General features: G+C 61.0%; 24 protein-coding genes. 13 read left to right on the forward strand and 11 right to left on the reverse strand.

All coding sequences use genetic code 11. From position 1 onward, the window contains the following. The first annotated feature begins 68 nt into the window (after positions 1-68). Positions 69-920: a glycoside hydrolase family 75 protein gene (locus tag O3S81_RS08340; RefSeq protein ID WP_269342236.1), complete on the forward strand. Its 852-nt coding sequence runs from the start codon at positions 69-71 to the stop codon at positions 918-920. 99 nt (positions 921-1019) lie between these two features. Here O3S81_RS08340 and O3S81_RS08345 read toward each other — a convergent pair whose 3' ends face one another. From O3S81_RS08345 to O3S81_RS08355, 3 genes are all read right to left on the reverse strand, one after another. After that, entirely contained in the window at positions 1020-2447 is a 1428-nt protein-coding gene (locus O3S81_RS08345) for an FAD-binding oxidoreductase (RefSeq protein ID WP_269342237.1), read from the reverse strand. A 47-nt stretch (positions 2448-2494) separates the two neighbouring features. Further along, positions 2495-3472, reverse strand: a complete 978-nt coding sequence (locus O3S81_RS08350; RefSeq protein WP_269342238.1) for an L-threonylcarbamoyladenylate synthase — start codon at positions 3470-3472, stop codon at positions 2495-2497. A 149-nt stretch (positions 3473-3621) separates the two neighbouring features. After that, positions 3622-4230, reverse strand: a complete 609-nt coding sequence (locus tag O3S81_RS08355) for a DUF6656 family protein (protein WP_269342240.1) — start codon at positions 4228-4230, stop codon at positions 3622-3624. Between the two features lie 331 nt (positions 4231-4561). Here O3S81_RS08355 and O3S81_RS08360 point away from each other — a divergent pair, with 331 nt between their 5' ends. The 4 genes from O3S81_RS08360 (at position 4562) to O3S81_RS08375 (ending at position 8393) form a co-directional block, all read left to right on the forward strand. Then, on the forward strand, positions 4562-5806 hold the full coding sequence (locus O3S81_RS08360; protein WP_269342242.1) for an aromatic ring-hydroxylating oxygenase subunit alpha: 1245 nt from the start codon (positions 4562-4564) through the stop codon (positions 5804-5806). Positions 5807-5813: 7 nt separating this feature from the next. Then, entirely contained in the window at positions 5814-6896 is a 1083-nt protein-coding gene (locus tag O3S81_RS08365) for a hybrid-cluster NAD(P)-dependent oxidoreductase (RefSeq protein ID WP_269342244.1), read from the forward strand. A gap of 292 nt (positions 6897-7188) precedes the next feature. After that, the gene (locus tag O3S81_RS08370) at positions 7189-7653 is read left to right on the forward strand and encodes a BA14K family protein (protein WP_269342247.1); all 465 of its coding nucleotides are present in this window, start codon (positions 7189-7191) and stop codon (positions 7651-7653) included. Positions 7654-7877: 224 nt separating this feature from the next. After that, positions 7878-8393 carry a BA14K family protein gene (locus O3S81_RS08375; RefSeq protein WP_269342248.1) on the forward strand — a complete coding sequence of 172 codons (516 nt, stop codon included), beginning with the start codon at positions 7878-7880 and terminating at the stop codon, positions 8391-8393. Between the two features lie 58 nt (positions 8394-8451). Here O3S81_RS08375 and O3S81_RS08380 read toward each other — a convergent pair whose 3' ends face one another. Then, the gene (locus O3S81_RS08380) at positions 8452-9447 is read right to left on the reverse strand and encodes a transporter (RefSeq protein ID WP_269342250.1); all 996 of its coding nucleotides are present in this window, start codon (positions 9445-9447) and stop codon (positions 8452-8454) included. 221 nt (positions 9448-9668) lie between these two features. On the opposite strand from O3S81_RS08380, the gene O3S81_RS08385 reads away from it, so the two are divergent. The 3 genes from O3S81_RS08385 (at position 9669) to O3S81_RS08395 (ending at position 12802) form a co-directional block, all read left to right on the forward strand. Further along, the gene (locus O3S81_RS08385; RefSeq protein WP_269342252.1) at positions 9669-11453 is read left to right on the forward strand and encodes an acyl-CoA dehydrogenase; all 1785 of its coding nucleotides are present in this window, start codon (positions 9669-9671) and stop codon (positions 11451-11453) included. A 10-nt stretch (positions 11454-11463) separates the two neighbouring features. Next, positions 11464-12222, forward strand: coding sequence for a crotonase/enoyl-CoA hydratase family protein (locus O3S81_RS08390; protein ID WP_269342253.1), 759 nt, complete (start codon positions 11464-11466; stop codon positions 12220-12222). 265 nt (positions 12223-12487) lie between these two features. Then, complete coding sequence (locus O3S81_RS08395; RefSeq protein ID WP_269342254.1) at positions 12488-12802, forward strand: hypothetical protein; 315 nt, start codon at positions 12488-12490, stop codon at positions 12800-12802. Here O3S81_RS08395 and O3S81_RS08400 read toward each other — a convergent pair whose 3' ends face one another. Both O3S81_RS08400 and O3S81_RS08405 read right to left on the reverse strand, forming a co-directional pair. Further along, complete coding sequence (locus tag O3S81_RS08400) at positions 12803-14053, reverse strand: class I SAM-dependent RNA methyltransferase (RefSeq protein WP_269342255.1); 1251 nt, start codon at positions 14051-14053, stop codon at positions 12803-12805. Continuing rightward, positions 14050-14802, reverse strand: coding sequence for a TlyA family RNA methyltransferase (locus O3S81_RS08405; RefSeq protein WP_269342256.1), 753 nt, complete (start codon positions 14800-14802; stop codon positions 14050-14052). The genes O3S81_RS08400 and O3S81_RS08405 overlap by 4 nt, the downstream gene beginning before the upstream one ends. A gap of 276 nt (positions 14803-15078) precedes the next feature. Here O3S81_RS08405 and O3S81_RS08410 point away from each other — a divergent pair, with 276 nt between their 5' ends. Continuing rightward, on the forward strand, positions 15079-17100 hold the full coding sequence (locus O3S81_RS08410) for a methyl-accepting chemotaxis protein (RefSeq protein WP_269342257.1): 2022 nt from the start codon (positions 15079-15081) through the stop codon (positions 17098-17100). Between the two features lie 81 nt (positions 17101-17181). Here O3S81_RS08410 and O3S81_RS08415 read toward each other — a convergent pair whose 3' ends face one another. Beyond that, positions 17182-18144 (reverse strand): nucleoside recognition domain-containing protein, encoded by a 963-nt coding sequence (locus O3S81_RS08415; protein WP_269342258.1) that lies wholly within the window; start codon positions 18142-18144, stop codon positions 17182-17184. 120 nt (positions 18145-18264) lie between these two features. Between O3S81_RS08415 and O3S81_RS08420 the strand changes: the two genes are divergently transcribed. The 3 genes from O3S81_RS08420 to O3S81_RS08430 are packed head-to-tail and all read left to right on the forward strand — an operon-like array spanning position 18265 to position 19552. Then, positions 18265-18717: an Lrp/AsnC family transcriptional regulator gene (locus O3S81_RS08420; protein WP_269342259.1), complete on the forward strand. Its 453-nt coding sequence runs from the start codon at positions 18265-18267 to the stop codon at positions 18715-18717. 38 nt (positions 18718-18755) lie between these two features. Further along, positions 18756-19139 (forward strand): ACT domain-containing protein, encoded by a 384-nt coding sequence (locus O3S81_RS08425; RefSeq protein ID WP_269342260.1) that lies wholly within the window; start codon positions 18756-18758, stop codon positions 19137-19139. A gap of 41 nt (positions 19140-19180) precedes the next feature. Then, positions 19181-19552, forward strand: a complete 372-nt coding sequence (locus tag O3S81_RS08430) for a nuclear transport factor 2 family protein (RefSeq protein WP_269342261.1) — start codon at positions 19181-19183, stop codon at positions 19550-19552. A 53-nt stretch (positions 19553-19605) separates the two neighbouring features. On the opposite strand, the gene O3S81_RS08435 is transcribed toward O3S81_RS08430, so the two are convergent. Together O3S81_RS08435 and O3S81_RS08440 are read right to left on the reverse strand one after the other, a co-directional pair. Continuing rightward, positions 19606-19914, reverse strand: a complete 309-nt coding sequence (locus O3S81_RS08435) for a putative quinol monooxygenase (RefSeq protein ID WP_269342262.1) — start codon at positions 19912-19914, stop codon at positions 19606-19608. 5 nt (positions 19915-19919) lie between these two features. Then, on the reverse strand, positions 19920-20714 hold the full coding sequence (locus O3S81_RS08440; RefSeq protein ID WP_269342264.1) for a helix-turn-helix domain-containing protein: 795 nt from the start codon (positions 20712-20714) through the stop codon (positions 19920-19922). Between the two features lie 107 nt (positions 20715-20821). Between O3S81_RS08440 and O3S81_RS08445 the strand changes: the two genes are divergently transcribed. Next, positions 20822-21184, forward strand: a complete 363-nt coding sequence (locus O3S81_RS08445) for a nuclear transport factor 2 family protein (protein WP_269342266.1) — start codon at positions 20822-20824, stop codon at positions 21182-21184. A 56-nt stretch (positions 21185-21240) separates the two neighbouring features. Here O3S81_RS08445 and dxs read toward each other — a convergent pair whose 3' ends face one another. Beyond that, positions 21241-23160 (reverse strand): 1-deoxy-D-xylulose-5-phosphate synthase, encoded by a 1920-nt coding sequence (dxs, locus tag O3S81_RS08450; RefSeq protein ID WP_269342268.1) that lies wholly within the window; start codon positions 23158-23160, stop codon positions 21241-21243. An 89-nt stretch (positions 23161-23249) separates the two neighbouring features. Beyond that, positions 23250-24173, reverse strand: coding sequence for a pirin family protein (locus O3S81_RS08455; protein ID WP_003494197.1), 924 nt, complete (start codon positions 24171-24173; stop codon positions 23250-23252). Positions 24174-24274 lie beyond the last annotated feature (101 nt).

Below are 24274 nucleotides of genomic sequence, written 5' to 3' on the forward strand. Positions count from 1 at the left end.
TATAAGATTATACTCGACTTATGAGGGAATAAAGAGCAGTCTCGACCCATTTTTCAAAGGAGGGTCGCATGCTCTGTGAAGTCTCTAAATCTTCGATGCTTGTCACTGTTTTTTGCGGTTTCATTACCCTTGTCGCGCCGACGGCGGCGATGTCCCAGGCGGCATGTGGGGCCGGGGGGATCGTGTTTAAGAGCAGGGAACTCAAAGTCGATGCTGACGGTGCTCCGAATTCCTATCTCGTCGATGGCAAGGGGTTATCCTACACCTGCGATGGTGTGACGGCGGTCGGCTCCACGCCGAAGACGGATCCGAATGGCTGGCAGGATAAATGCCGTGCAGCCTGGAAAAAAGCCGTCGCAACAGGTGATTACTCAAAAATCAGAATTTTTGGATTTTCCAAAGACGAGAACAATAGACCGATCGTCCAGAAAGCTGGTGATCCCCTTCCTGGAAAAGCCTTCATCACGGAAACCTCCGTCCCGGTTCCAGACGGTCCTGTTGGAACACAGAGGCATTGGGTGGATGCCAACGAAATTCCCTACGTGGTTCTCTCCAGCAGCTTCGTGAGCAGGTATGGCGTGAAGGACGGCGACATAGCTGTCATCTATCGTCCGGCGACGGGAAAATTTGCCTATGCGGTTTATGGCGATGGCGGTGATCTTGGCGAGGCCTCGGTGCGACTGCATCAGGATATCGGCAATAATCCGCTGGTGAACTATGGAGGCGTGATGCGCGCAAAGTCGGGGATCGCCGATAAGACCAGAAACGGGCCAGTCGCCATCTTAACCGTTATTTTCCCTGGTAAAACGACGCATCCAACGGTCGATGCAAAAAAGTGGCGAGAGGAAATTGCCGCCAAGGGGAAAGCCCAGTTTGAGCAATGGGGCGGCGTTAGAAAACTGGTGGAATGCGCCCGTTGAGGCGCGCAGCTGCGGGTAAGTAAAATGGGCGGCGTGATGCCGCCCAAACACCCCGCCAGCGCAGGGAAGCCGGTATTTATCAGCTGCTCCGCTGAACTGTTACGACACCAGAACCTTGCCGGGGTTCATGATGCCCGCGGGGTCGAAGGCGTGCTTGATGCGATGCATCAGCTCCATTTCAATGCCGGGCCGGATGGCGGCCAGTTCGTCGCGCTTCAACTGACCAATGCCATGTTCGGCCGAAATGGAACCGCCGAGCGACAGCACGATGCCGTGCACGATCTCGTTCATGTCCCGCCAGCGGCCGAGGAATTCGGCCTTGTCGGCGCCCACCGGCTGGGAGATGTTGTAATGGATGTTGCCGTCGCCGAGGTGGCCGAAGGCGCAGACGCGGGCACCGGGAATGGCGGCGAGAACCGCCTTTTCCGCCGTCGCCATGAATTCCGGTATTTTAGACACCGGAACGGAAACGTCGTGCTTGATTGATCCGCCTTCCGGCTTCTGCGCATCCGACATGCTTTCACGCATGTGCCACAGCGCCTGACGCTGGGCTTCGGAAGCAGCGATCACCGCATCCTCCACCAACCCGGCCTCGAAACCGCGCTCCAGCAGCGATTGCATCATGGTATCGGCCGTCTCGGCCGAATCGGAGGTGGAAATATCGATCAGCGTGTACCAGTCATGCGGCTGCTCCAGGGGATCGCGCACGCCGGGAATATGTCTGGCGGTGAATTCGACGCCGATTCGCGGCATGAGCTCGAAACCGGTCAGCGCCGTGCCGCAGAGATTGGAGGCCATTTCGAACAGCTTCAGCGCGTCTTCGGTGGAACGAAGACCGGCAAACGCGACCTGATGGCCAAGTGGCTTGGGGAACAGCTTCAGAACCGCGCCGGTGATGACACCCAGCGTGCCTTCGGAACCGATGAAGAGATCGCGCAGATCGTAACCCGTATTGTCCTTTTTCAGTCGGCGCAGCCCGTTCCAGATTTCGCCCGTGGGCAGCACCACTTCGAGCCCGAGGCAAAGCTGGCGCATATTGCCATAGGCAAGCACCGCCGTGCCGCCGGCATTGGTGGCGAGATTGCCGCCGATGCGGCAGGAACCCTGCGAACCGAGCGACAGCGGGAACATGCGCTCCACGGAATCGGCTGCCTTGTGAATGTCGTCGAGAATGCAGCCGGCATCCGCCACGATGGTGTTGGCAACGGGGTCGATGTCGCGGATGCGGTTCATGCGCTCCAGCGACAGGATGATATCGGTGCCGTCCGCGCGCGGCGTCTGGCCGCCCACAAGGCCGGTATTGCCGGTCTGCGGCACGATGGGCGTGCCGGTTTCGCTGGCGAGTTTCAGGATGGCGGCAACGTCCGCGACGGAACCGGGCTTGAGCAGCAGCGGCGAAGTACCGTGATAAAGCCCGCGATTTTCCACCAGGCGCGGCGCCATCTCCGCCGGGTCACGAACCGCATTTTTTTCGCCGACAATGGCGGTGAAGCGGTCAAGGATGTCGGAGGAAGGGATGGCGGTCATGGGCGTCTCGCTGTCTTTTGAAACATGGGCGAAAGGGTAGAGTGCCGTCAACCTCGCGGCGCGGCGGCGCGGGAAAGGCGGTCGTTGATCGCCTCTCCAAGACCATGGGTGGGAATGGCGGTGATGGCGATGGTGTCCGCGCCGCTCGCATCGGCGGCTTTCAGATAGTCGAACAGATTGGCGGCGGCCTCGGCAAGGTCGCCGGAAGGGCTGAGATCGAGAACGGTGCGCGCCGTCGCCTCACCGGAAACCGCGATGCCACCGAAGCGGATCAGCGCTTCGCCGGGCAAAACGGATATGGCGCCGAGGCGGACAGTGGCGCCCGGCGCATAATGCGAGGCCAGCATTCCGGGTGCCTCGATGGCGGCGGCGGCTTTTTCCGGCCGCTCGAGCTGCGTGCCGGCGACGCGCTCAATATCTTCGGTGACGATGCCGCCGGGGCGAAGCAGCCGCACCCGCCCATCCTCTTCCACCTTGACGATGGTGGATTCGACACCGACGGCGGCGGCACCGCCATCGAGAATGAGATTGATCTTCTGCCCGAGATCGGCCTCCACATGGGTCGCACTCGTCGGGCTGATCTTGCCGGAACTATTGGCGCTGGGGGCGGCCAGCGGCCTGCCGAAGCGGCGGATCAGATCGCCGGCAAAACCCTGCGGCACGCGAATGCCGACGGTATCGAGCCCGGCCGTCGCCAGTGCATGAATGCCGCTTGCAGGTTTCAGCGGCAGAACCAGCGTCAGCGGGCCGGGCCAGAAGGCCTCTGCGAGCTTCCGCGATATGGGGTCGAAAACCGCGTAACGTTCGGCCATGGCGATATCGGCCATATGGCAGATCAAGGGATTGAACTGCGGCCGTCCCTTGGTCTCGTAAATGCGGGTGATGGCCGCCGGATTGGTGGCGTCGGCGGCAAGACCATAGACGGTTTCCGTCGGCAGGGCGATGGGCTGGCCATCCGCAAGCTCGGCAACGGATGCCTGCAGGGCGGTTTCCCGCTCGTTTTCGATGTTGATATGACGCGCCATGATGCTGCCTTTCAGGGCGGTCAATAGCGTATTTCAGGCCATACTGGGAAGCGCTAATGCATGTCGCCCGAAAGTGGTCCGCGGTTTCGGGATAACGACATACATAAAACAAATAAAGATAAAGCGCCCGGGGCGCTTTATCGCGGCTTTTATATCGCCTTGATGATCTTGCGCATCTCCTGCGAACGCGCGCCGAGCATCAGCACGTTTTTCAGCGCCTCGCGCGGATCATGGGTCTGGAACAGCAGGCCGCCGCGATGGAAGGAGGTGTCGATGGCCATCTCCCGATCGGGAAGCGCATTGATGGCGACGGCGAAATACATGCGCGAATAGCGCGCATCGATGTTTTCGAAGAAGTTTTCAGCCCCGCTCAACTCCGCGAAGAAATTGGCGAAATAGAAGGACCAGAGCACATGGCGCTCGGCATCGAAGCTGGTTCTCGCCGCCGTGACGTGGCAATAGCCGAGATGCGGGCGGTCGTTGAGGAGATGGTGAAACACCATCTTGGGAAAACGGATTGACTGGTGGAAGGCATTAAGCCGCGTATGGGTGGCGTCGGCCGCGGCCTCCAGCTTGCGTCCCGTCAGCGCCGCGACCTCGTCGTGGCTGTAATAGACGCGTTCTCTCGGTAGCCAGCGCTCTTCGTAACGGCTGATGCGCCCGGTCCGCAGGAAATCCGAATGCGCGGTCTTGGAGCGTATCGGCGCGACGGAGTGTCTGCCGGCATCGAAATAACGTATGCGTGTCGCCTTCTCCACCAGGAACGCCCTCGTTGCTGTCAATCCGGAAAGATAGTTTAGTCGGTATTAATACTCCGTTGCACCGCATCCCTGTTTTTTGATGGGTGGAGAGAAGGGCAGGCGCTATCATGCGTCATATTGCGACGTCGTTTCCGGCGCTGAATAGCCGTTAGATTTCCCAGCGGAATGGGCAGCGAGGGCGAATTGCGCATGTCGCAATTTGTCGCCAATGCGGAAGCCGATGTCGCTGTTTGTGCTGCCGCAAATGACCGCCGGTGTTTAGATGAGGACATGCTTCCGCAACCCCGCAAATGGTGCCGGGCAGGGCGGTTTGATCGAGGATTTGGCCATGGAATTGCGTGACACCGTATTGCGCCAGCTGAAGAACCGCCGCGAAGGCTTCAGCCTGGAACAGCCCTTCTACACGGACCCGGATTATTTCAAGCTGGATATGGAAACCATCTGGTATCGCGACTGGCTGTTCGTCGGCCATGATTGCGAAGTGCAGAAATCCGGCAGCTATTTCACCGTTCAGGTCGGGGCCTATTCCGTCGTCATCGTGCGTGGCCGCGACGGAGAGATCCGTGCCTTCCACAATTCCTGCCGCCATCGTGGTTCCCGCGTCTGCACGACGCAAAAGGGCCAGTCGGCGCGTCTCGTCTGTCCCTACCACCAGTGGACCTATGATCTCGACGGCAAGCTGCTGTTCGCGCGGCATATGGGCGAAGAATTCGACAAGGGCGATTTCGGCCTGAAGCCGGTCGCCTGCGAAACCGTCGCCGGTTACGTCTTCATCTGCCTTGCCGACCAGCCGGCGGAGTTCGAGCCGATGCGCAAGGAAGTCGAGAGCTATATGGCTCCGCACCGCATCTGGGAAGCCAAGGTCGCGCATGAGAGCACGATCATCGAAAAGGGCAACTGGAAGCTCGTCTGGGAAAACAACCGCGAGTGCTACCATTGCGCCGCCAACCATCCGGAACTCTGCCGCACCTATCCCGAAAACCCGAGCGTGACGGGAACGGATGGCGGCGCGAGCGATCCCGAGATCGGCGGTCACTGGGCGCGCTGCGAGGCGGCCGGCCTTCCGAGCCGTTTCAAGATCGATCCGAAGGGTCAGTTCCGTGTCGCCCGCATGCCGCTGATCGGCGAGGCGGAAAGCTACACCATGTCGGGCAAGCGCGCCGTGCGCCGGCCGCTTTCGGAAGATGTCAGCATCAGCCATATCGGCGCGCTGCTCCTGTTCCACTATCCGACGACCTGGAACCATTTCCTCGGCGACCACACCATTTCCTTCCGGGTGCTGCCGCTCAGCGCCAACGAGACCATGGTTACCACCAAGTGGCTGGTGCACAAGGATGCGGTGGAAGGCGTGGACTACGATCTGGAAGACCTCACCCACGTCTGGAACGAAACCAACGACCAGGACCGCCGCATCGTCGAGGAAAACGCTTTCGGCATCCGTTCGCCCGCCTACCAGCCCGGCCCTTACTCCATGGAAGACGAAGGCGGCGTGATGCAGTTCGTCAACTGGTATGCTGATTTCATGATCGACCGGCTTTCGGGCGACAAGGCCCGGCTTTCGGCCGTAGCGTAACGCGAAGATGAATATGGTTGTGACCTACAAGCACATAGACGAGATGAAGCCGTGGAGCGACAAGCTCCACCTGCTGGAATGTATCTCGGTGACACCCGAGACACCGGATGTGATGACATTCCTGTTCCGCTCCGAGGATCAGAACTGGTTCCGTTATCTTCCGGGCCAGTTCGTCACGCTGGAATTGCCCGTGGGCAGCGAGCCGCTCTACCGCACCTACACATTGTCCTCCAGCCCGTCGCGGCCCTATGCACTTTCGGTCACGGTCAAGGCGCAGGCCACCAGCATCGGCACGCGCTGGATGTTCGACAATCTGAAGCCCGGCATGAAAATCCGGGCGCTTGGCCCGCTCGGCGACTTTTCCTACGTCAAGCATCCCGGTGACAAATATCTGTTCATCTCGGCAGGCTCCGGCGTCACGCCGATGATGTCGATGGTGCGCGACATGAGCGACCGTGCGCCGCAGAGCGACATTGCCTTCATCAACTGCTCGCGTACCCCCGGCGATATCGTCTTCCGTCATGAGCTGGAATATCTCGCCCGCTTCATGCCGAACCTGTCGCTCGGTTTCATTGTCGAGAAATGTGGCCGCACCGATCTCTGGTCTGGCCTGAAGGGCATGGTCGACAAGGCCAAGATCGCGCTGCTCGCGCATGATTTCATGGAGCGGACCGTTTTCTGCTGCGGACCGGAGCCGTTCATGGCCGCCGTCCGTTCCATGCTCGACGCATCCGGCTTCGACATGAGCCGTTATCACCAGGAAAGTTTCTCGCCGGCCGCTCCCGTTGTCGTCGGCGAGAGCGTTCAGCCCCTGGCGGATGGCGAAGCGCTATCGATGGTGGGTTTCACCCTTTCCGGAAAAGAGATGCCCTGCCAGCCCGGCCAGACGGTTCTGATGACGGCGCGCGCCGCCGGCGTTCGCATCGGTGCGGCCTGCGAATCCGGCATCTGCGGCACCTGCCGGGTGCTGAAGCTTTCCGGTGAGGTGGAGATGAACCACAATGGCGGCATTCTCGATGAGGAAATCGAGGAAGGCTATATTCTGGCTTGCTGTTCGCGGCCCTTGACCGATGTGAAGGTGGAAGCCTGACACAGGCAGTCTCCCGAAACTCTCATCGGTTTCGGGAAAAAGACAGGCATGAGACACAGGCATGAGACAAGGAGCTGGATCGTTTTGGCAATTCGACGAAAAGCCAAAACGATCCAGCGGCGTGTCACGCCCCTTTCCTTCACCGGATAGTTGTCTTGGAACCAAATTTCCCTAAACTCGTTTGCACGTCATCGAATTCTTTTCGGGCATGAACGGGGTCCGCCCCTCTCTCCGACGAGAACGCGTGGGTGAAAAGGCGCGGCCAACGCGCTGAAGCAAACGGAGGAAGATCATGATGAATTTCCGGACAACGAGTGTCGCTACAGCGATCGTCGTGTTCCTCACCAGCTTTACGCCGTCGCAGGCGTTCCAGGTCCCTGTTCCGATGCCCAAGCCGGCGGTTTCCACCGACAACGTGGTGCCGGTGCAATATCGCGAATGGGACCGCAGATACGATCGCCGTTATGGCGACCGCATGTATCGCCCGCGCCCGCCGCGTGACGGCTGGTATAATGGTCACCGCGGTTATCGCGATCGTCGTCCGGGTTACCGTTATCACAATGGTTACTGGTTCCCGCTGGCAGCCTTTGCCGCAGGCGCCATCATCGGCGGCGCCATGTCGCAGCCGCGTCCGGTCTATGGCGGCAGCCATGTCTCCTGGTGCCAGAACCGCTGGCGCTCCTATCGCGCCTACGACAATACCTATCAGCCGAACAGTGGTCCGCGCCGCATATGCGTATCGCCCTACAGCCGCTGATGACGGTTTTGGAAAGCCCGGATTCATTCCGGGCTTTTGTTTTAAGGCTGCCGATCTGGATAAACCAGGTGTGATGGGGCCGTTAATGCTGGGTTCAGGCGCGGACGCCTAGCCTGTAGGTGGTAAAGTTACAGCCAGACCCGACAAACTGGCCAAACGAGAAGAAAAAACTGCTATTATTCACGGAGAACGGCCTGTCGACCGTCGTGAATGGAGGAAGTCAGATGAAAAGCTATGTGAAGAATATCCTGGCTGTCGGTCTTTCTGCAATCGTGGTTGCAGGAGCGATCGTTCCGGCAGAAGCAGCGATGCCGTTGCCAGTGGCGCCGAAGAGCGTCGAGGCCGTGGGCAATGACGCCGGCCAGAATATCGTGAATGTGCAATATTGGCGCGATCGTGACGACTGGGGCGGTCGCCGTGGTTGGTATCGCGGCCATCGCGGTTATCGCGATTATCGCCCGGGTTATCGTCACCATGACGGTTACTGGTTCCCGCTCGCAGCCTTTGCGACGGGTGCGATCATCGGCGGCGCACTGTCGCAGCCGCGCGAAATCTACCGTCCGGTGCCGGAATATCGCCCGCGTCCGGTCTATCGCGAATACCGCCCGGTCTATCGTGGCGGCATGAGCCGCGCGCATGTGAACTGGTGCTATGGCCGCTATCGTTCCTACGATGCCTATAGCAACACGTTCCAGCCGTATCACGGCCCGCGCCAGCCCTGCTATTCGCCCTACGGCTGATAGAAGCGACGTTTAAATCGAGAGAGCCGTCCGGTGACCACCGGGCGGCTTTTTGCTGTCACAAAATCCGCGCCCGCTTCAGCACCACCCAGGCGAGCAGGACCGAAATCACGATGAAGACGCTGGCCGAAAGCGTGCCGCCCGTGCCGACGGTAAACGGCAGCTCATCCGTATTCATGCCGAAAAAGCCGGTCACCAGTGATGGCGGCAGCAGGAACGCCGTCATCAGCGACAGGATATAGAGGTGGCGGTTGGTTTCCGACGAGAGTTTGGAATCGATTTCTTCATGCAGCAGCCTCGCGCGCTCCTGCAAGGCATAAACATCGTGATCGACAGCCTCCAGACGGCTCATCAGCCGCGAGGCGACATCCTCGAAACCATCCGGCATCTCGTCGTCATCGGCGGCGGAAGCGCGCCGCATCAGGGTCAGTACGGTGCGCAGATGCCGGTGCAGGCGAACGACCGTGCGGCGCAGCGGCGCAAGACGCCGCCGCTCGTCGCGGTTCTCGCTGTCATAGACCATGTCCTCGATGGCATTGAGTTCTTCCGTCGTCTCCATCACCAGATTGATGAGCGAGCGCTGGAATTCCGCCACCAGCCCCTCGAAGACATGCGACGGCGTGAGGTAACGATTGGAATTCTTGTCGACCGCCGCCTTCAGCCGGTCCACCGAATGCAGCGGCTGTAGCCGGGTGGTGATGATGAAACGGTCGCTCACCGCGAAATGCAGCCAGCCGAAATCGCGCGTTTCCTTGTCGAACTCACGCTGGAAATCGACCAGCGTGCCATAGAGCGATTTTTCATCGACCACGATGGAAGGATGGGTCTCATGGGTGGTGAGGCTTGCCCGTGCCGCCGGATCGAGACCGACGATCGTTTCGAGAAAGCCCGCCACCCGCTGGTCGGCGAGGTTGAGATGCAGCCAGTAGAACCCCTCATAACCGGCCATTTCGTCGAAGCCGGCATCGGGTGCTAGGCGGCGGCATGGGGCCGTTCCCGGCTGGAAGTGGTAGGCCCAGACAAGGCCGGGAATGGTGGGCGTTATGAGATCCATCGTGGCAGTCCTGACTGGCTGGATGGGAGGAGGGGAGGCGCCCGTCGTTCCGGTGTGGGAGCGGCAGCGGCGAGGCGCCTTTCAGCGCATGCTGAGCAAATTCATATGACAGTTTTATAACAAACCTGCCGAAATGGTGGGAATTTTCAAATTGACGTTTACGTAAAAATCATTTAGCCCGAGGGCAGTAGCAAGATGCAAGAGCTTCGGGAGGAGGCAGCATGTATAGCGCGCCGGTGGATGATATCGCCTTTACACTCAAACATGTGGCGGGTCTTGAAGACGCGCTGTCAAAGGGTGTGCTGGGAGACCTCAGCGAAGATCTCGTCGATGCCATTCTGCAGGAAGCCGGTCGCTTCGCAACCGGAGAGGTTGCGCCGCTCGCCGAGATTGGCGACCGCCAGGGCGCGAAGCTCGCTGACGGCAAGGTGACGACGCCGGATGGCTGGGCCGATCTTTATCGCCGCTGGGCGGAAGCGGGCTGGAACAGCCTGACCGCGCCGGAAGAATTCGGCGGCCAGAACCTGCCGCATATGCTGAATGTCGCAGCGCTCGAAATGTGGAATTCCGGCTCCATGGCCTTTGCGCTGGCGCCGACGCTGACCATGGGGGCCGTGGAAGCGCTCGTCGCCCACGGCAGCAATGATCTGAAGCGCATCTATCTTCCCAAGCTGGTCTCCGGCGAATGGACCGGCACCATGAACCTCACCGAACCGCATGCGGGATCGGACCTCGGTGTGCTGAAGACCCGTGCGGAGCGCAATGGTGACGGCACCTACCGCATCTTCGGCCAGAAGATTTTCATCACCTGGGGCGAACACGACGCGGCGGACAATATCATCCACCTCGTCCTCGCCCGCCTGCCGGATGCGCCGGCCGGAACGCGCGGCATCTCGCTGTTCCTCGTGCCGAAATTCCTGCCCGATGAAAACGGCGCGCCGGGCAGCCGCAACGATCTTTTCTGCCATTCGCTGGAGCACAAGCTCGGCATTCATGGCTCCCCCACCTGCACGATGATTTTCGGCGACGGCAAGTTCGGTGACGAAAAGGGTGCTCTCGGCTGGCTGGTCGGCGAGGAGAACAAAGGTCTTGCCTGCATGTTCACCATGATGAACAACGCCCGCTTGGCCGTCGGCATGCAGGGCGTGGCGATCTGCGAGGCGGCGACCCAGAAGGCGATCGAATATGCGAAGGAGCGCACCCAGGGCAAGGCGCCCGGCTGGCAGGGCTCCGGCATGAGCCCGATCATCGAACATCCGGATATCGCCCGCACATTGCTGACGATGAAGGCGCTGACGCAGGGGTCGCGGGCGATTTCCTTCAGCTGCGCCCATGCCATCGACATGGCGCATGCGACCGAAGACGCCCATCAGCGCGCTCACTGGCAGGAGCGCGCTGCCCTTCTGACACCGATTGCCAAATCCTTCTCCACCGATGCCGGCGTCGATGTCGCTTCCATGGGCATTCAGGTGCATGGCGGCATGGGCTTCATCGAGGAAACCGGCGCGGCGCGTTATCTGCGCGATGCCCGCATCGCCCCGATCTATGAAGGCACCAACGGCATTCAGGCCATCGATCTGGTGCTGCGCAAGCTGCCGCTCTCCGAGGGTGCGCAGGTGCGCGGTTTCATCGCCGAACTGCGCGAGATCGCCGCCCGGACAGCCGCTTCGAACCGCGATGATCTCGGCGAGACCGCCCGTTATCTCGAAGCCAGCCTCAACGATCTGGAAACGGTGACCGACTGGCTGCTCTCCCGCGTCAAGGCGGGCGAAACTGAAACCGCGCTTGCCGGAGCGACGGCCTATCAGCGCCTCTTCGGCCTGGCGCTCAGCGGCGCCTATCTCGCCAAGGGCGCTTTGGCTTCCGTCGATGATGGCAGGGGCGAGCACCGCGCAGCCCTTTGCCGTTTCACGGCGGAAAACCTGCTGGCGGAGACGGCTGCGCTGAAGGATCGCGTCATCTCAGGCGCGGCAAGCCTTGCCGCCGCCCGCACCCTGTTGGCTTGAGGAGTTTCAGATGTCGGACGATCACATTCTCGTCGAGCGGGTCGGCCATGCGCCGGAGGTTCTTACCATCCGCTTCAATCGGCCGGAAAAGAAAAACGCCATCACCGATGCCATGTATCTGCGCATGGCCGAGGCATTGCATGCCGCCAATGCGAATCCCGAAATCCGGGTGGTCGTATTTCTCGGCACGGAAGGCTGCTTTTCTGCGGGCAATGACATGGCCGATTTCCTGGCCTTTGCCATGTCCGGCGGCAAGGGCAAGCTTGCGGCACTCGAACTTCTGAAAGCGCTCGTCGCCTTCGAAAAGCCGCTGGTATCCGGCGTGGATGGGCTCGCCATCGGCATCGGCACGACGCTCAATCTTCATTGTGACCTGACGGTTGCCTCGAACCGCAGCCTGTTCAAGACGCCCTTCGTGGATCTGGCACTGGTGCCGGAAGCGGCCTCCAGCCTGCTCGTGCCGAAGCTCATCGGCCACCAGCGCGCCTTTGCGCTGCTGGCCATGGGCGAGGGTTTTTCCGCCGAACAGGCATGGCATGCCGGGCTGATCTGGAAAGTCGTCGCCCCCGAACATGTGGAGAGCGAAACGCTGGCGCTCGCCACCCGGCTTGCCGCCAAACCACAGCAGGCGCTGAAGATCGCCCGCGATCTGGTGCGCGGCAACCCGGACGATGTTCTTGCCCGCATCGAAGAGGAAGGCCGTCATTTCATCGCGCAGCTGCAAAGTGCGGAAGCGCGCGCCGCCTTCGAGGCCTTCATGCGCCGCTGAGCGCTCAAGGAAATGAGGAGTGGTTTGCCGTCTGGGAGCGCGCCGCTAGTTTCTTCTCCCCGTCGGGGAAAAGGTCGCGGCAGCGGGATGAGGGGGCAAGGGTGCGGTCTATCGCTGACGTTTCCCCCTCATCCGACCCTTCGGGCCACCTTCTCCCCGCGGGAGAAGAAACAGGCGGCATCCCCTGCGTTCGAAGCCACTGTGCTTGTGAATGCGGATTATGTATGGTCGCGCCCACCGGTCCAGTAAAGGTGAAGGCCTCCGCATGCGTCACGTCGTTTTCGTTCTGTCCGTCTTACTCTCCGCCGTAACCGTTGCAGAAGCGGCCGTGACTGCGCCTTTGTCGGTTTCGAGCAGCGACGTCATCCTGGCGCAGTCCGCGGATGACGATAGTCCGAATTTTTATTCCGGCAATAATCGTGACCACCAGCGCCGCGCGCGTTTCGTCTGCGTCATTGCCCCGCCAGAGAGCGCCAATCGCCGCCGGCCCTATATCTGCCCGCTGGAACGGGGTCGTGTTGGCGGTTCCTGCCGCTGCTCGGGCGTGGTCGGCAATGGCACGGTCGATACCGCCTGGTGATTACTTCTCCAGTACCGCCACGGCTTCCACATGCGGCGACCACAGGAACTGGTCGACCGGCGTGACGCGGGTGATGCGATAGCCGCCTTCCGTGAGGATGGCGAGATCGCGCGCGAGCGTCAGCGGATTGCAGCTTACCGCAACGATCTTCTTCACCGTGCTGCGGGCCAGTTCCTTGCACTGGAATTCCGCGCCGGCGCGCGGCGGATCGAAGACGACGGCATCGTAATTCTTGAGTTCGCTGACCATCAGCGGCCGGCGGAAGAGATCGCGCTTCTCGACGCTCACCGGCTTCAGGCCCTGCGTGTTGCGGGCGGCGAAATCCAGCGCCTTCAGCGGCTTGTCTTCCGCTTCCACCGCGTGCACCTTGCCGACGCGCGCAAGCCGCAGCGCAAATGTGCCGGAACCGCAGAAGAGATCTGCAATGCGTTTGGATTTGCCGACATGGGCAAGCACAAGCTCGGCCATGGCATCTTCCGCCTGCTTCGTCGCCTGCGTGAAACCGCCGGCCGGTGGCGAAACCGGAACGCCGCCGAATTCGATGATCGGCTTTTGCGGTTCGATCAGGATTTCACCCGAGAGTGAAACGCGGGCAATGCCGCGCATGGCAAGCACCGTTTCCGTGAGCGTACGCCGCTGCTTGTCGCTGACCGATTTGATGCCCTCGACGGAAATATCGAGACCGGAGAGCGTTTCTAGAACGGTGATGCGGAACGGTTCGGCATTGGCCACCATGGAAAGGCCGATGGCGCGGATGGCATCGAGCCGCGAGACGATGCCCGGCGAAGTCACGGGACATTCCTCGATGGCGACGATGTGATGGCTGTTCGCCTGGCTGAAACCGAGCAGCAGGCCCTTTTCCGTCCTGCGGGCGGCGAACACCGCACGACGGCGCTCGCCGGGGCGACAGATGACGAGATCGTCCACCGGCGGCGTCAGGCCCTTCGATTTCAGTGCCGAGACCACCAGCTCCCGTTTGAAGGCATGGTAAGGCTGGTCGGCAAGATGCTGCAGCGAACAGCCGCCGCAGGTGCCGTTCTTGCCTTCGGGGCCGAAATGGCGGCAGGCGGGCTCGCGGCGATCCACCGAGGCTTCGGCTATCGACATGACGGTGCCATGATCCTTCACCTTGGCGATGGCCACCGTTTCGCCCGGCAGCGCGAAGGGCACGTAGACCGGGCCGTCGGGACAGTGGGCGATGCCATCGCCCTGCGCGCCGAGGCTCTTGATGGTGACGGTCTGTGTGCTCATGGCTTTTCGCCTCCGAGAAGAAATTCGATATTGCCGTCGCCGCCGGAAATCGGCGAGGGAATGAGGCCGAGGCTTTTCCAGCCCATGTCTTCAACGAGCCAGCGTTCCAGCTCTGCCGCAACGGCAGGCGCGGTTTCGGGCTCCTTCAGAAGCCCGGCCTTGCTGATGGCATCGCGCCCGGCTTCGAATTGCGGCTTCACCAGCAAAGCCGCCAGAGCACCGGTTTCGGCAAGCTCAAGCGCCGGGGCCAGCGCAAGCTTCAGCGAAATGAACGAAACATCAGAGACGATGAAAGTGACGGGCCTGTCGTCCAGATCTTCCGACGTCAGAGACCGCGCATTCAGCCCTTCGAGATTGGTTACGCGCGGGTCGTTCTCGATCCTCGGATGCATCTGCCCGTGGCCGACATCGATGGCGGTGACGTGTTTTGCGCCCCGCTCGAGCAGCACCTCGGTAAAGCCGCCGGTCGATGCGCCGACATCGAGACAGTCCTTGCCCGACGGATCGAGCCGGAAATGATCAAGGGCGGCCACGAGCTTGAGGGCTGCGCGGGAAACATAGGCCTGTGCCGGGTCGCTGATGGCGATTTCGGCATTTCCGGCGACAGTCTGGCTGGGTTTGGTGACGATTTTGCCGTTCACGCTCACGGTGCCGCGCGAAACCGCGTCGCGCGCACGCGAGCGGCTGGCGAAGTGGCCGAGCGATACAAGAAGCTGGTCAAGCCGTTCATTTTCAGATGTTTTGGACATGGTCCCGTGTCAATGACCGTCAAACTCCGCCGATGCAAGCGATTTATCGCGGGGAAGGGGTTGTCGGCGTGCGCCATCGCTGCCGAAAGGCGCTGTTGCACCGCAAAATGAGAAAGTTCGATTAATCCAATATAAAGGCTTGTATTGCACTTTGTCCGCAAGGCCCGTGCGGCCACCGGAACCCCGCCATGATGGCATCTCCTTCCATTCCTTAAATTGCGACCGTTGCAGCGCAGACGCCTGCTTCGAGGCATCGGGTCGCCGAGAGAGTTTGCGATGTCGTTGAAAAATCTCCCCATTAACCTGAAGCTCATAGCCACCTTCTGTGCCTTGATGAGCGTGTGCCTGCTCGCTTCCGCGGTCGTGTTCTGGCAGACGCTGGGGAGCGAGCATGTCACGCTCGAAAACAACGAGACCAAGGATATCATCCAGGCCGTGGATGGGGCGACGGCTGCCATGCTGGAACAGGCCGTCAACCAGCGCGGCTTCCTGCTGTTCCGCAGCGACAGCACCTATAATGACGTGTTCGCCCAGCGCGACCTGATGCTGAAGAAGCTCAATGAAGCCCGCGCTCTCGCCGCCGGCCAGTCGGACATCCTGAAATCTATCGATGACATGGAAAAATCCGCTACCGTGTTCTTCAAGGAACTGGCGGAACCGCAGATCGCCGCTCGCAAGACGACGGAAGCGCCGATTTCCGAAATCATCGAGATCGGCCGCAACCAGGCGAAGGGCCAGCTCGATGGCTTCCGCGCTTCCGCTGCCAAGATCAAGGATCAGCTGAACGGCCTGTCGGCCGTCTATGCGGCCGAGCAGCAGGCCGCGGCCCTTAATCTCAAATACGCCCTTCTGGGTGGCGGCGCCGTTGCCGGTCTCCTGGCCGTCGCCCTCATCTGGGCGCTGTCGCGCTCCATCGTCACGCCGATCGTCGGCATGACGGCGGCGATGAGCCGACTTGCCGATGGCGACATGACCACGGAAGTTCCGGCTGTCGATCGCGGTGACGAAGTCGGCAAAATGGCGAAGGCCGTTCTGGTCTTCAAGCAGGCCGGGCTGGAAAAATCCCGCCTTGCCGGCGAAACCGAGCGCATGCGCTCGGCAACCGAGGCCGAACGCCGCCGCAACGAGGAAGAAAAGGCAAGAGACGAAGCCGCAAGCGCCTTCGCCAGCGCCGAGCTTGGCAAGGGTCTTGCCGCCCTTGCGGATGGTGATCTTTCCTATCGCATCGAAACGCCTTTTGCGCCTGCCATCGATCCTGTCCGTCTCAATTTCAACGGCGCCGTCGACAAGCTGCAGCAGGCGCTGCGCACGGTCGGCGAAAATGCCGCCGCCATCAATGCGGGTGCTTCGGAAATGTTGTCGGCTGCAGACGACCTGTCCCGCCGCACCGAACAGCAGGCGGCCTCCATCGAGGAAACCGCCGCAGCACTGGAAGAAGTCACCACCACCGTGCGTGATAGCGCCCGCGGCGCGGAAGATGCCGGCAATCTGGTCCAGCGCGCCCGTGCCGGTGCGGAAAAGTCCGGCGTCGTGGTCCGCAAGGCGGTTGCCGCCATGCGCGAGATCGAGAAATCCTCGGGCGAGATCGGCAATATCATCGGCGTGATCGACGACATCGCCTTCCAGACCAACCTGCTGGCGCTGAATGCCGGTGTGGAAGCCGCTCGTGCCGGGGATGCCGGCAAGGGTTTTGCGGTGGTTGCGCAGGAAGTCCGTGAGCTTGCCCAGCGTTCCGCCAATGCCGCCAAGGAAATCAAGACGCTGATCGGCGCTTCCAGCCAGCAGGTGGAAAACGGCGTCAATCTGGTCGACGAGACCGGCAAGGCGTTGGAACTCATCGTCGCGGAAGTCGAAGAGATCAACGCCCATGTCAGCGCCATCGTCGTTGCCGCCCGCGAACAGGCGACCGGCCTGCAGGAAATCAATACGGCCGTGAACACCATGGATCAGGGCACGCAGCAGAACGCCGCCATGGTGGAGCAGCAGACCGCCGCCAGCCATTCCTTGGCCCGCGAGGCGGAAGCGCTGAACAGCCTGCTCGGCCAGTTCAGAATGGACGGCATGCGCGCTGCTGTCGCGAGTGCCGGCGGATATTCGGCGCCGCGTCAGTCCTCCGCCAAGCCCGCCTTCCAGCCCGCGCCCGCCGCACCGATGCGCAAGGCGCCGGTGAAGCCTGCCTCCGCAGCTGCGCGGCCTGTCGCTTCTCCCGCCCGCGCGCTTGGCCAGAGCCTTGCCCGCGCCTTTGGCGGTGCCGCCGAGGCACCGGCCGCGAAGGATCAGGACTGGACGGAATTCTGAGATCATCTTTCAGACTGAGTAATGGAAAACGGGGCCGCAAGGCCCCGTTTTTTTGCATCAGCTCTTGAGACGGGGACATAGTTACGTTCCCTGCAACCGGAACATCCGCGCGAAAAACTGCTCATCGGACAGTCGGTGAAGCAGGGCGGCAATAACGGCGGTTGCCGCAACGGCGAAAACAAGCCGCCCGACGAGAACACCATAGACATCGGCGCCCAGCGACATCACCACCAGCGTGTCTTCGATCACGCTATGGGCAAAGCCCATGAACACGCAGGAGAGAAACACCTGGCGTGGTGAGACCGCCCCCGATTGCGCCTCGCGGATCAGGAAACCCGCGCCATAAGAAATCCCCAGAAACAGGCCGATGGCGGTGAGATGTTCCGCCTCGCCGCGAATACCGGCAAGACGCAGGAGCGGTGAAAGCGCCTTCATCATCAGCGCCAGCAGGCCGGTCACGCGAAGGATTTCAAGTCCGAACGACAAAGCGAGAAGGATGACAAACATCCAGACCATGGTTTCCCCGAGACCGAGGAAATAACCCGTCCAATCGGGTGTGGCGCCCATTGCGATCCAGGCCGGGTTCACCGGGGCGGACAGCCATCCCGTGGCTTCCAGAATCTGGTGCAGGAGAAACGCATAAAGCAGGCCGCCGGCGATGCGCAGCAGCGTGGAAACGAGCATGCCCGGTCCCGCCTTGGCGATGATCTTCTGTTCGATGGGCAGGGCATGCGCAAAGAGGATGAGTGCGGAAAAAACGGTGATATCCGCGACGCTCAATGACGATGCGGGAACGAGGGTGAAGATGAGCGGCACCGCCCCCCATATGCCGACCAGCATGGCCGTCAGCCAGGCAAGACCGAGCTCCGGGGGAAGTCCGATAAGGTTCATGACGGGCGCAAAGGCAGGCGCCACCGCCTCGATTGCCCCCATTCTCGATAAAACTTCGGTCAATATGGCGATCGGAACCGTGATCCGCACGAGCACCCAGTAAATTCCGAGCGTTTCCCGCGTTTTCTGCCGGACGGTTGCGAAAAATGGCATGTGAGACTCCCTGAAGGTTTGTCCCTTTTCTCTAGGCTGAAGCCATTCGCATTTGTGGTCAAAGATTGCACTATCTTGCAATTTTATTGCAAATCGGCCGCAGGTGGATATGCTGCCGGTATGGATCGGATCGACCTGAAACTTCTGAATCTTTTGCAGAACGATGCATCGCGCACCAATGTGGATATGGCCGATGAGGTGGGGCTGTCCCCTTCCAGCTGCCTGCGCCGTCTACAACGGCTGCGCAAATCGGGCGTGATCGACCGCATTGTCGCGATCCTCAATCCCGCCAAGGCGGGGCGCGTCCTCAAGGCGCTGGTGACGGTGGAGCTGAAACTGCATGGCGAGCAGCATATGCGCCGCTTTCTGGATATTGCGAGCGCCGAAGAGGCGGTGTCGCAAGCCTATGCGGTCACCGGCGCGAGCGATGTCGTGCTGATGCTGCGGCTGCGCGACATGGAGGAATTCGACGCGCTCTGCGACCGGCTGTTCCGCGACCAGCACAATGTCGCGCGCTTCTTCACCATGGTCGTCATCAAGACGGCGAAAGAGGAAACCGCGATCCGGCTTTAACCGGAACCGTCGCGGTTTTTCAGAAAGGTAATTTCCAGATGGCGCCTCGCGTTAAACTGAAAATTCTGGATGGTTCCTATGGAATTGCCCGGCTTGCTGCGTCCGAGGCCATTCCGGCATGGGCCGATGGTGGCGGGTTTGTCAGTATCACCCGGACCGATGACGAACTTTCCGTCGTCTGCAGGACAGATCGCATACCGCAGGATGTGCGGGTTGATCCGGGTTGGTCGTGTTTCAAGTTTCAGGGTCCGTTTGCCTTTGATGAGACCGGCATCGTTCTGTCGGTCATCGAACCGTTGTCGACCAATGGAATAGGAATATTCGTGGTTTCGACTTTCGATGGCGACCACCTGCTGGTGAAATCGAATGATCTGAAGAAAACGGTCGACCTCTTGGCAAATGCAGGGCATTCACTCCTTTAAAAATCCATTTTGCCACGACGGCTTTTCTGAAGAGGTGCGTTTTGAACAGTGAAATCGAACTCCCGGTGCAACAGCAGCTGGAGGCCTATAATGCCCGCGACATCGATGCATTCATGGCCTGGTGGGCGGATGATTGTCAGTATTATGCCTTCCCGACGACGCTTCTGGCAGGAAGTGCGGCAGAGATACGAGCGCGCCACATCGAGCGCTTCAAGGAGCCGGATCTGCACGGGGAACTGCTGACGCGCGTTATTGTCGGAAATGTCGTCATCGACCACGAAACGGTCACGCGGAACTTTCCGGAAGGAAAGGGAGAGGTCGACGTTGCCTGCATTTATGAAGTCGAAAACGGCAGGATCGCCAAGGCGTGGTTCAAAATAGGCGAGCCGCGGATATTGTCGCAAAAATCCTAACGTGGGCAGAGGACCCGCGCCTCGTGCGCGGGGTTTCTTCGCGGTCCATTTTGTTATGCCGCGTGATCGGCCCGCATGGGATGCCAGACGGAAATATCCCGCGGCGCATCCAGAAGATCGGGCAGGGCGTCATGCCATGCCTGCCGATAGGGGCGGTTGATCTGAACGTCGATGACGTCCTGATGGTCGCTCCAGGTCTCGTGCAGCAGGAAGCGGTTCTCGTCTGCGCCATCCCGGTGCAGGGTTGCGTTCAAGAAGGTCTTTTCGTGCCGCATGGCGTCGAGCAGCGCGTTCAGCAATTCTAGAAAACGCTCGCGCTGGCCGGGGCGCACCTGAAAGCCAATGAGATAGGTGGTGTGCACGGGTCTTACTCCTTGGTGCCTTGCATCAGTGCCACGCGGGTTTCAGCATCGGCGGGGTAGAAACATTCCAGCACCAGTTCCGACAGCGTCACATCCGTCGCCGTGCCGAAAACCGTTGTGGTTGAAATGAAGCTCAGTATAGAGCCCGAAGACGGATCACGAAGCTGGAACGGTATTGCCAAGGGATCTGCTCTGGCGGCATGGGCCGGAAGCTTCGGCGCGGGATAGGCCGCAAGCTCCGCATGCAGGCGGGAAAGCACCACGTCTCCGGTTTCTTCCACCTGTCGTTTCAGCCGTTCAAGCAGATGGTGCCGCCATTCGGCAAGGTTGACGATGCGGGAACTCAGGCCATCCGGATGCAGGCTCAGTCGCAGCGCATTCAGGGGCGGCTGAAGCAGGTCCCCGGAAACGCCGGCGAGCAACGACGTGATCGCATCATTGGCGAGAACAACATTCCAGTGCCGGTCGACGGCAAGGGCGGGGAAGGGCATGTGCCCATGCACGACGGTTTCGACGGCTTGCCGGGCTGCCGCCATATCAGGCGCATCCAGCGATCGTTCGGAATGGACAGGCGCATAACCCGCCGCCAGCATCAGCCGGTTGGCGGCGCGGGCGGGCATTGAAAGCTGTTCCGCCAGCCTCACCAGCATTTCGCGGCTGGGGGACGAGCGCCCGCTTTCGACAAAACTCAGGTGACGTGCGGATATTTCAGCCTCTACCGCCAGATCGAGCTGGCTCAATCTGCGACGGGCTCGCCATTCCTTTAGCACCTGGCCGACATGTTCTCGATGATGTGTCATGCCCCGCAACCTAGCAGAAGATATCGCCAATGCGATTACCTCGCAGGTAATTGTTCTGCTTCCCCATCCCCGCCATGCTCAGGCCGTCAACCCAAAGGAGCGCAATCATGACACAACATCTCGCAATCGCCGAAACCTATCTCGCGGTCTGGAACGAGGAAGACGGCGAACGCCGCAGGCAGCTGATCGGCAAGGCATGGGCGGAAACGGCCCGTTATATCGACCCCCTGATGCAGGGTGAGGGCCAGAAGGGAATAGCCGCGATGATCGAGGCGGCGCGGCAGAAATTTCCGGGTTATCGCTTCGTGCTCACCGGCACCCCGGATGGCCACGGCGATTTCACCCGTTTCTCATGGCGCCTGATTTCGCCCGATGGAGACGATGTCGCTGGCGGTACCGATGTCGTCAGCCGCGATGCCGACGGACGGATCGACAATGTCGTCGGTTTCCTTGATGGCGCGGCGGCATAAAACAGTGAGGAGGGGCGGGATCATCTGCCCGCCTCCTTCACCTCGGGAAGCTTGCTTCAGCCCGCAAAACCCACGCCGGCCTGACGCTGGCCAAGCGCATCGAACACGGTGGAAACGATGCCGGCGCGGTCGAGGCCGGCATTGGCATACATGGTCTCGGGCTTGGCCTGTTCCACCCACTGGTCGGGCAGGGTCAGCGTCCGGACCTTGGGTCCATGGTCGAGCAGGCCGGCGCTGGCCATGAAATGCAGCACATGCGCGCCAAAACCGCCAACGGAACCTTCCTCGATCGTCACCAGAACCTCATGATGGGCGGCAAGCTGGCGGATAAGGTCGAGATCGAGCGGCTTGGCGAAGCGCGCATCGGCAACCGTCGTCGAAAGTCCGGCGGCATCGAGATCTTCGGCGGCCGCAAGACATTCCGCCAACCGGGTACCGAAGGAAAGGAGGGCAACCTTGGTGCCTTCCTTGATGATGCGGCCCTTGCCGATCTGGAGAATCTCGCCGCGGGCAGGCATTTCGACGCCGACGCCTTCGCCGCGCGGATAACGGAAGGAAATCGGGCCTTCATCGTAAGCCGCCGCCGTGCGGACCATATGTTTCAGCTCCGCCTCGTCGGCCGCCGCCATCACCACCATGCCGGGCAGGGTGGCAAGGAACGTCGTGTCGAAGGAGCCCGCATGGGTCGGTCCGTCGGCACCGACAAAACCGGCACGGTCGATCGGGAAGCGCACCGGCAGGCTCTGGATCGCCACATCATGCACCAGCTGGTCGTAACCGCGTTGCAGGAAGGTGGAATAAAGCGCGCAGAACGGCTTGTAACCGTCAGCCGCAAGCCCCGCCGCAAAGGTGACGGCATGCTGCTCGGCAATGCCGACATCGAAGGTGCGAGACGGGAAAAGCTCGGCCATCTTGTCGAGGCCGGTACCATTCGGCATGGCGGCCGTCACACCGATGATCTTGTCGTCGAGGGTGGCTTCCTGGATCAGCGCTTCGGCAAAGACGCTGGTATAGCTCGGCGCATTCGGCTTGGCTTTCGCCTGCGCGCCGGTGATGACGTCGAACTTGTTGACGCCGTGATATTTATCCGCTGCCGCTTCCGCCGGCGCGTACCCCTTGCCCTTCTGCGTCACCACATGGATGAGGACAGGGCCCTTCTGGTTGTCGCGCACATTGCGCAATACCGGCAGCAGGTGATCGAAGGAATGACCGTCGATCGGGCCGATGTGATAAAAGCCAAGCTCCTCGAACAGCGTGCCGCCGGTCACATAACCGCGTGCATGGGTCACGGCGCGGGTAATGGCGCGGTCGATGGTCTTGCCGAGATAGGCCGTCAGTTTCTTGCCGAAATCGCGGAAGCCCATATAGGTGCGGCCGGAGGCGAGGCGTGCCAGATAAGCGCTCATCGCGCCCGTCGGCGGCGCAATCGACATATCGTTGTCGTTGAGGATGACGATCAGCCGCGCATCGAGCGCGCCGGCATTGTTCAATGCTTCAAACGCCATGCCCGCCGACATCGAGCCGTCGCCGATCACGGCGATCACCTTACGGTCGCTGCCGTCCAGCCCCGCCGCCACGGCCATGCCGAGGCCGGCGGAAATGGAGGTGGAGGAATGGCCGGCGCCAAAATCGTCATATTCGCTTTCGGCCCGCCGGGTGAAACCGGAAAGGCCGCCTTCCTGGCGCAGCGTGCGGATGCGCTCGCGCCGGCCGGTCAGGATCTTGTGCGGATAACATTGGTGGCCGACATCGAAGATCAACCGGTCTTCGGGCGTGTTGAAAACCTTGTGAATGGCAATCGTCAATTCCACCACGCCGAGGCCGGCACCCAGATGGCCACCGGTCTTCGACACGGCATCAATCATCTCGTCGCGCAGTTCCCGTGCCAGTTCCGGCAGGTCGCGATCATCGATCTCCTTGAGATCGGAGGGAAAATTCACCCGGTCGAGCAATGGTGTCTGTGGCATTCCGGTCAATCGTTCGGCCTTTTCTGGTGGTCCGCAGGGCAACCTCCGCCGCGAAAGCCGGCGGGTCAGCCCTGCATGTCGTACACTTCTATAGAATTTCAACCTTCCGGCAAAGGGACAAACTCTTCTTCGTCGCCGGGAACGATATCGAAGCGTCCGGTTCTCCACTCCTGTTTGGCCTGTTCTATGCGTTCTTTTGATGACGAAACGAAGTTCCACCAGATGTAACGGCGCTGGTTGAGCGCCGCTCCGCCGAAGATCATGATATGACAGCCATTGCTGCCGGCCTGCAGCGTGATGTCGTCACCCGGCCGGAAGACGAGAAGCTGGTCGGCGGCGAAGATATCGCCGGCCACATCGAGCGAACCGGACAGAATATAGATCGCCCGTTCCTCATGATCGGCGGAGAAGGGGAATTTCACGCCCGGCTCCAGGGTCAGGTCGACATAAAGCGTATCGGTAAAGGCCGAAACGGGGGAGGTGAGGCCTTCGAATTCGCCGATCACCACCCGCCCGGAAGCGCCCCTGATATCGATCAGCGGCATGTCTTCTTTCGCCGTATGGGCAAAGGCCGGGGCGATTTCTTCCATATGGTCGGGCAGGGCAAGCCAGGTTTGCAGGCCGGACATGGAGAGCGGATGTCCGCGCAGGTTTTCCGGCGTGCGTTCCGAATGCACGATGCCACGCCCGGCCGTCATCAGGTTGATGTCGCCGGGACGGATGACGAGTTCGGTGCCGAGACTGTCGCGATGCTTGATTTCCCCGTCGAACAGATAGGTGACGGTGGAAAGCCCGATGTGTGGATGCGGTTTGACGTCCAGTGCCTCTCCCGCCTTCAGGATCGCCGGGCCCATGCGGTCGAAAAAGATGAAGGGACCGACAAGCCGCCGCTGCCGCGTGGGCAACGCGCGACGCACCGCAAAGCCGCCAATATCGCTGGTACGGGGAATGATGAGGTTCTCGATGGCATCGCAGGCAAAAGCATCACCCGCGACAGGATCGTTACCGGGAAAGAAGGACATGGCTTGCTCCTCGTAGCGTTACACGAAAGCTTACCACGAACGGAACGGGGTGGGAGCGTCGGAATGGTGAACGCAGCGTCACACCGTTCAACAGGACGTGT

The sequence above is a fragment of the Agrobacterium sp. SOY23 genome (assembly GCF_027212525.1).
Taxonomy (GTDB): Bacteria; Pseudomonadota; Alphaproteobacteria; order Rhizobiales; family Rhizobiaceae; genus Agrobacterium; species Agrobacterium tumefaciens_I.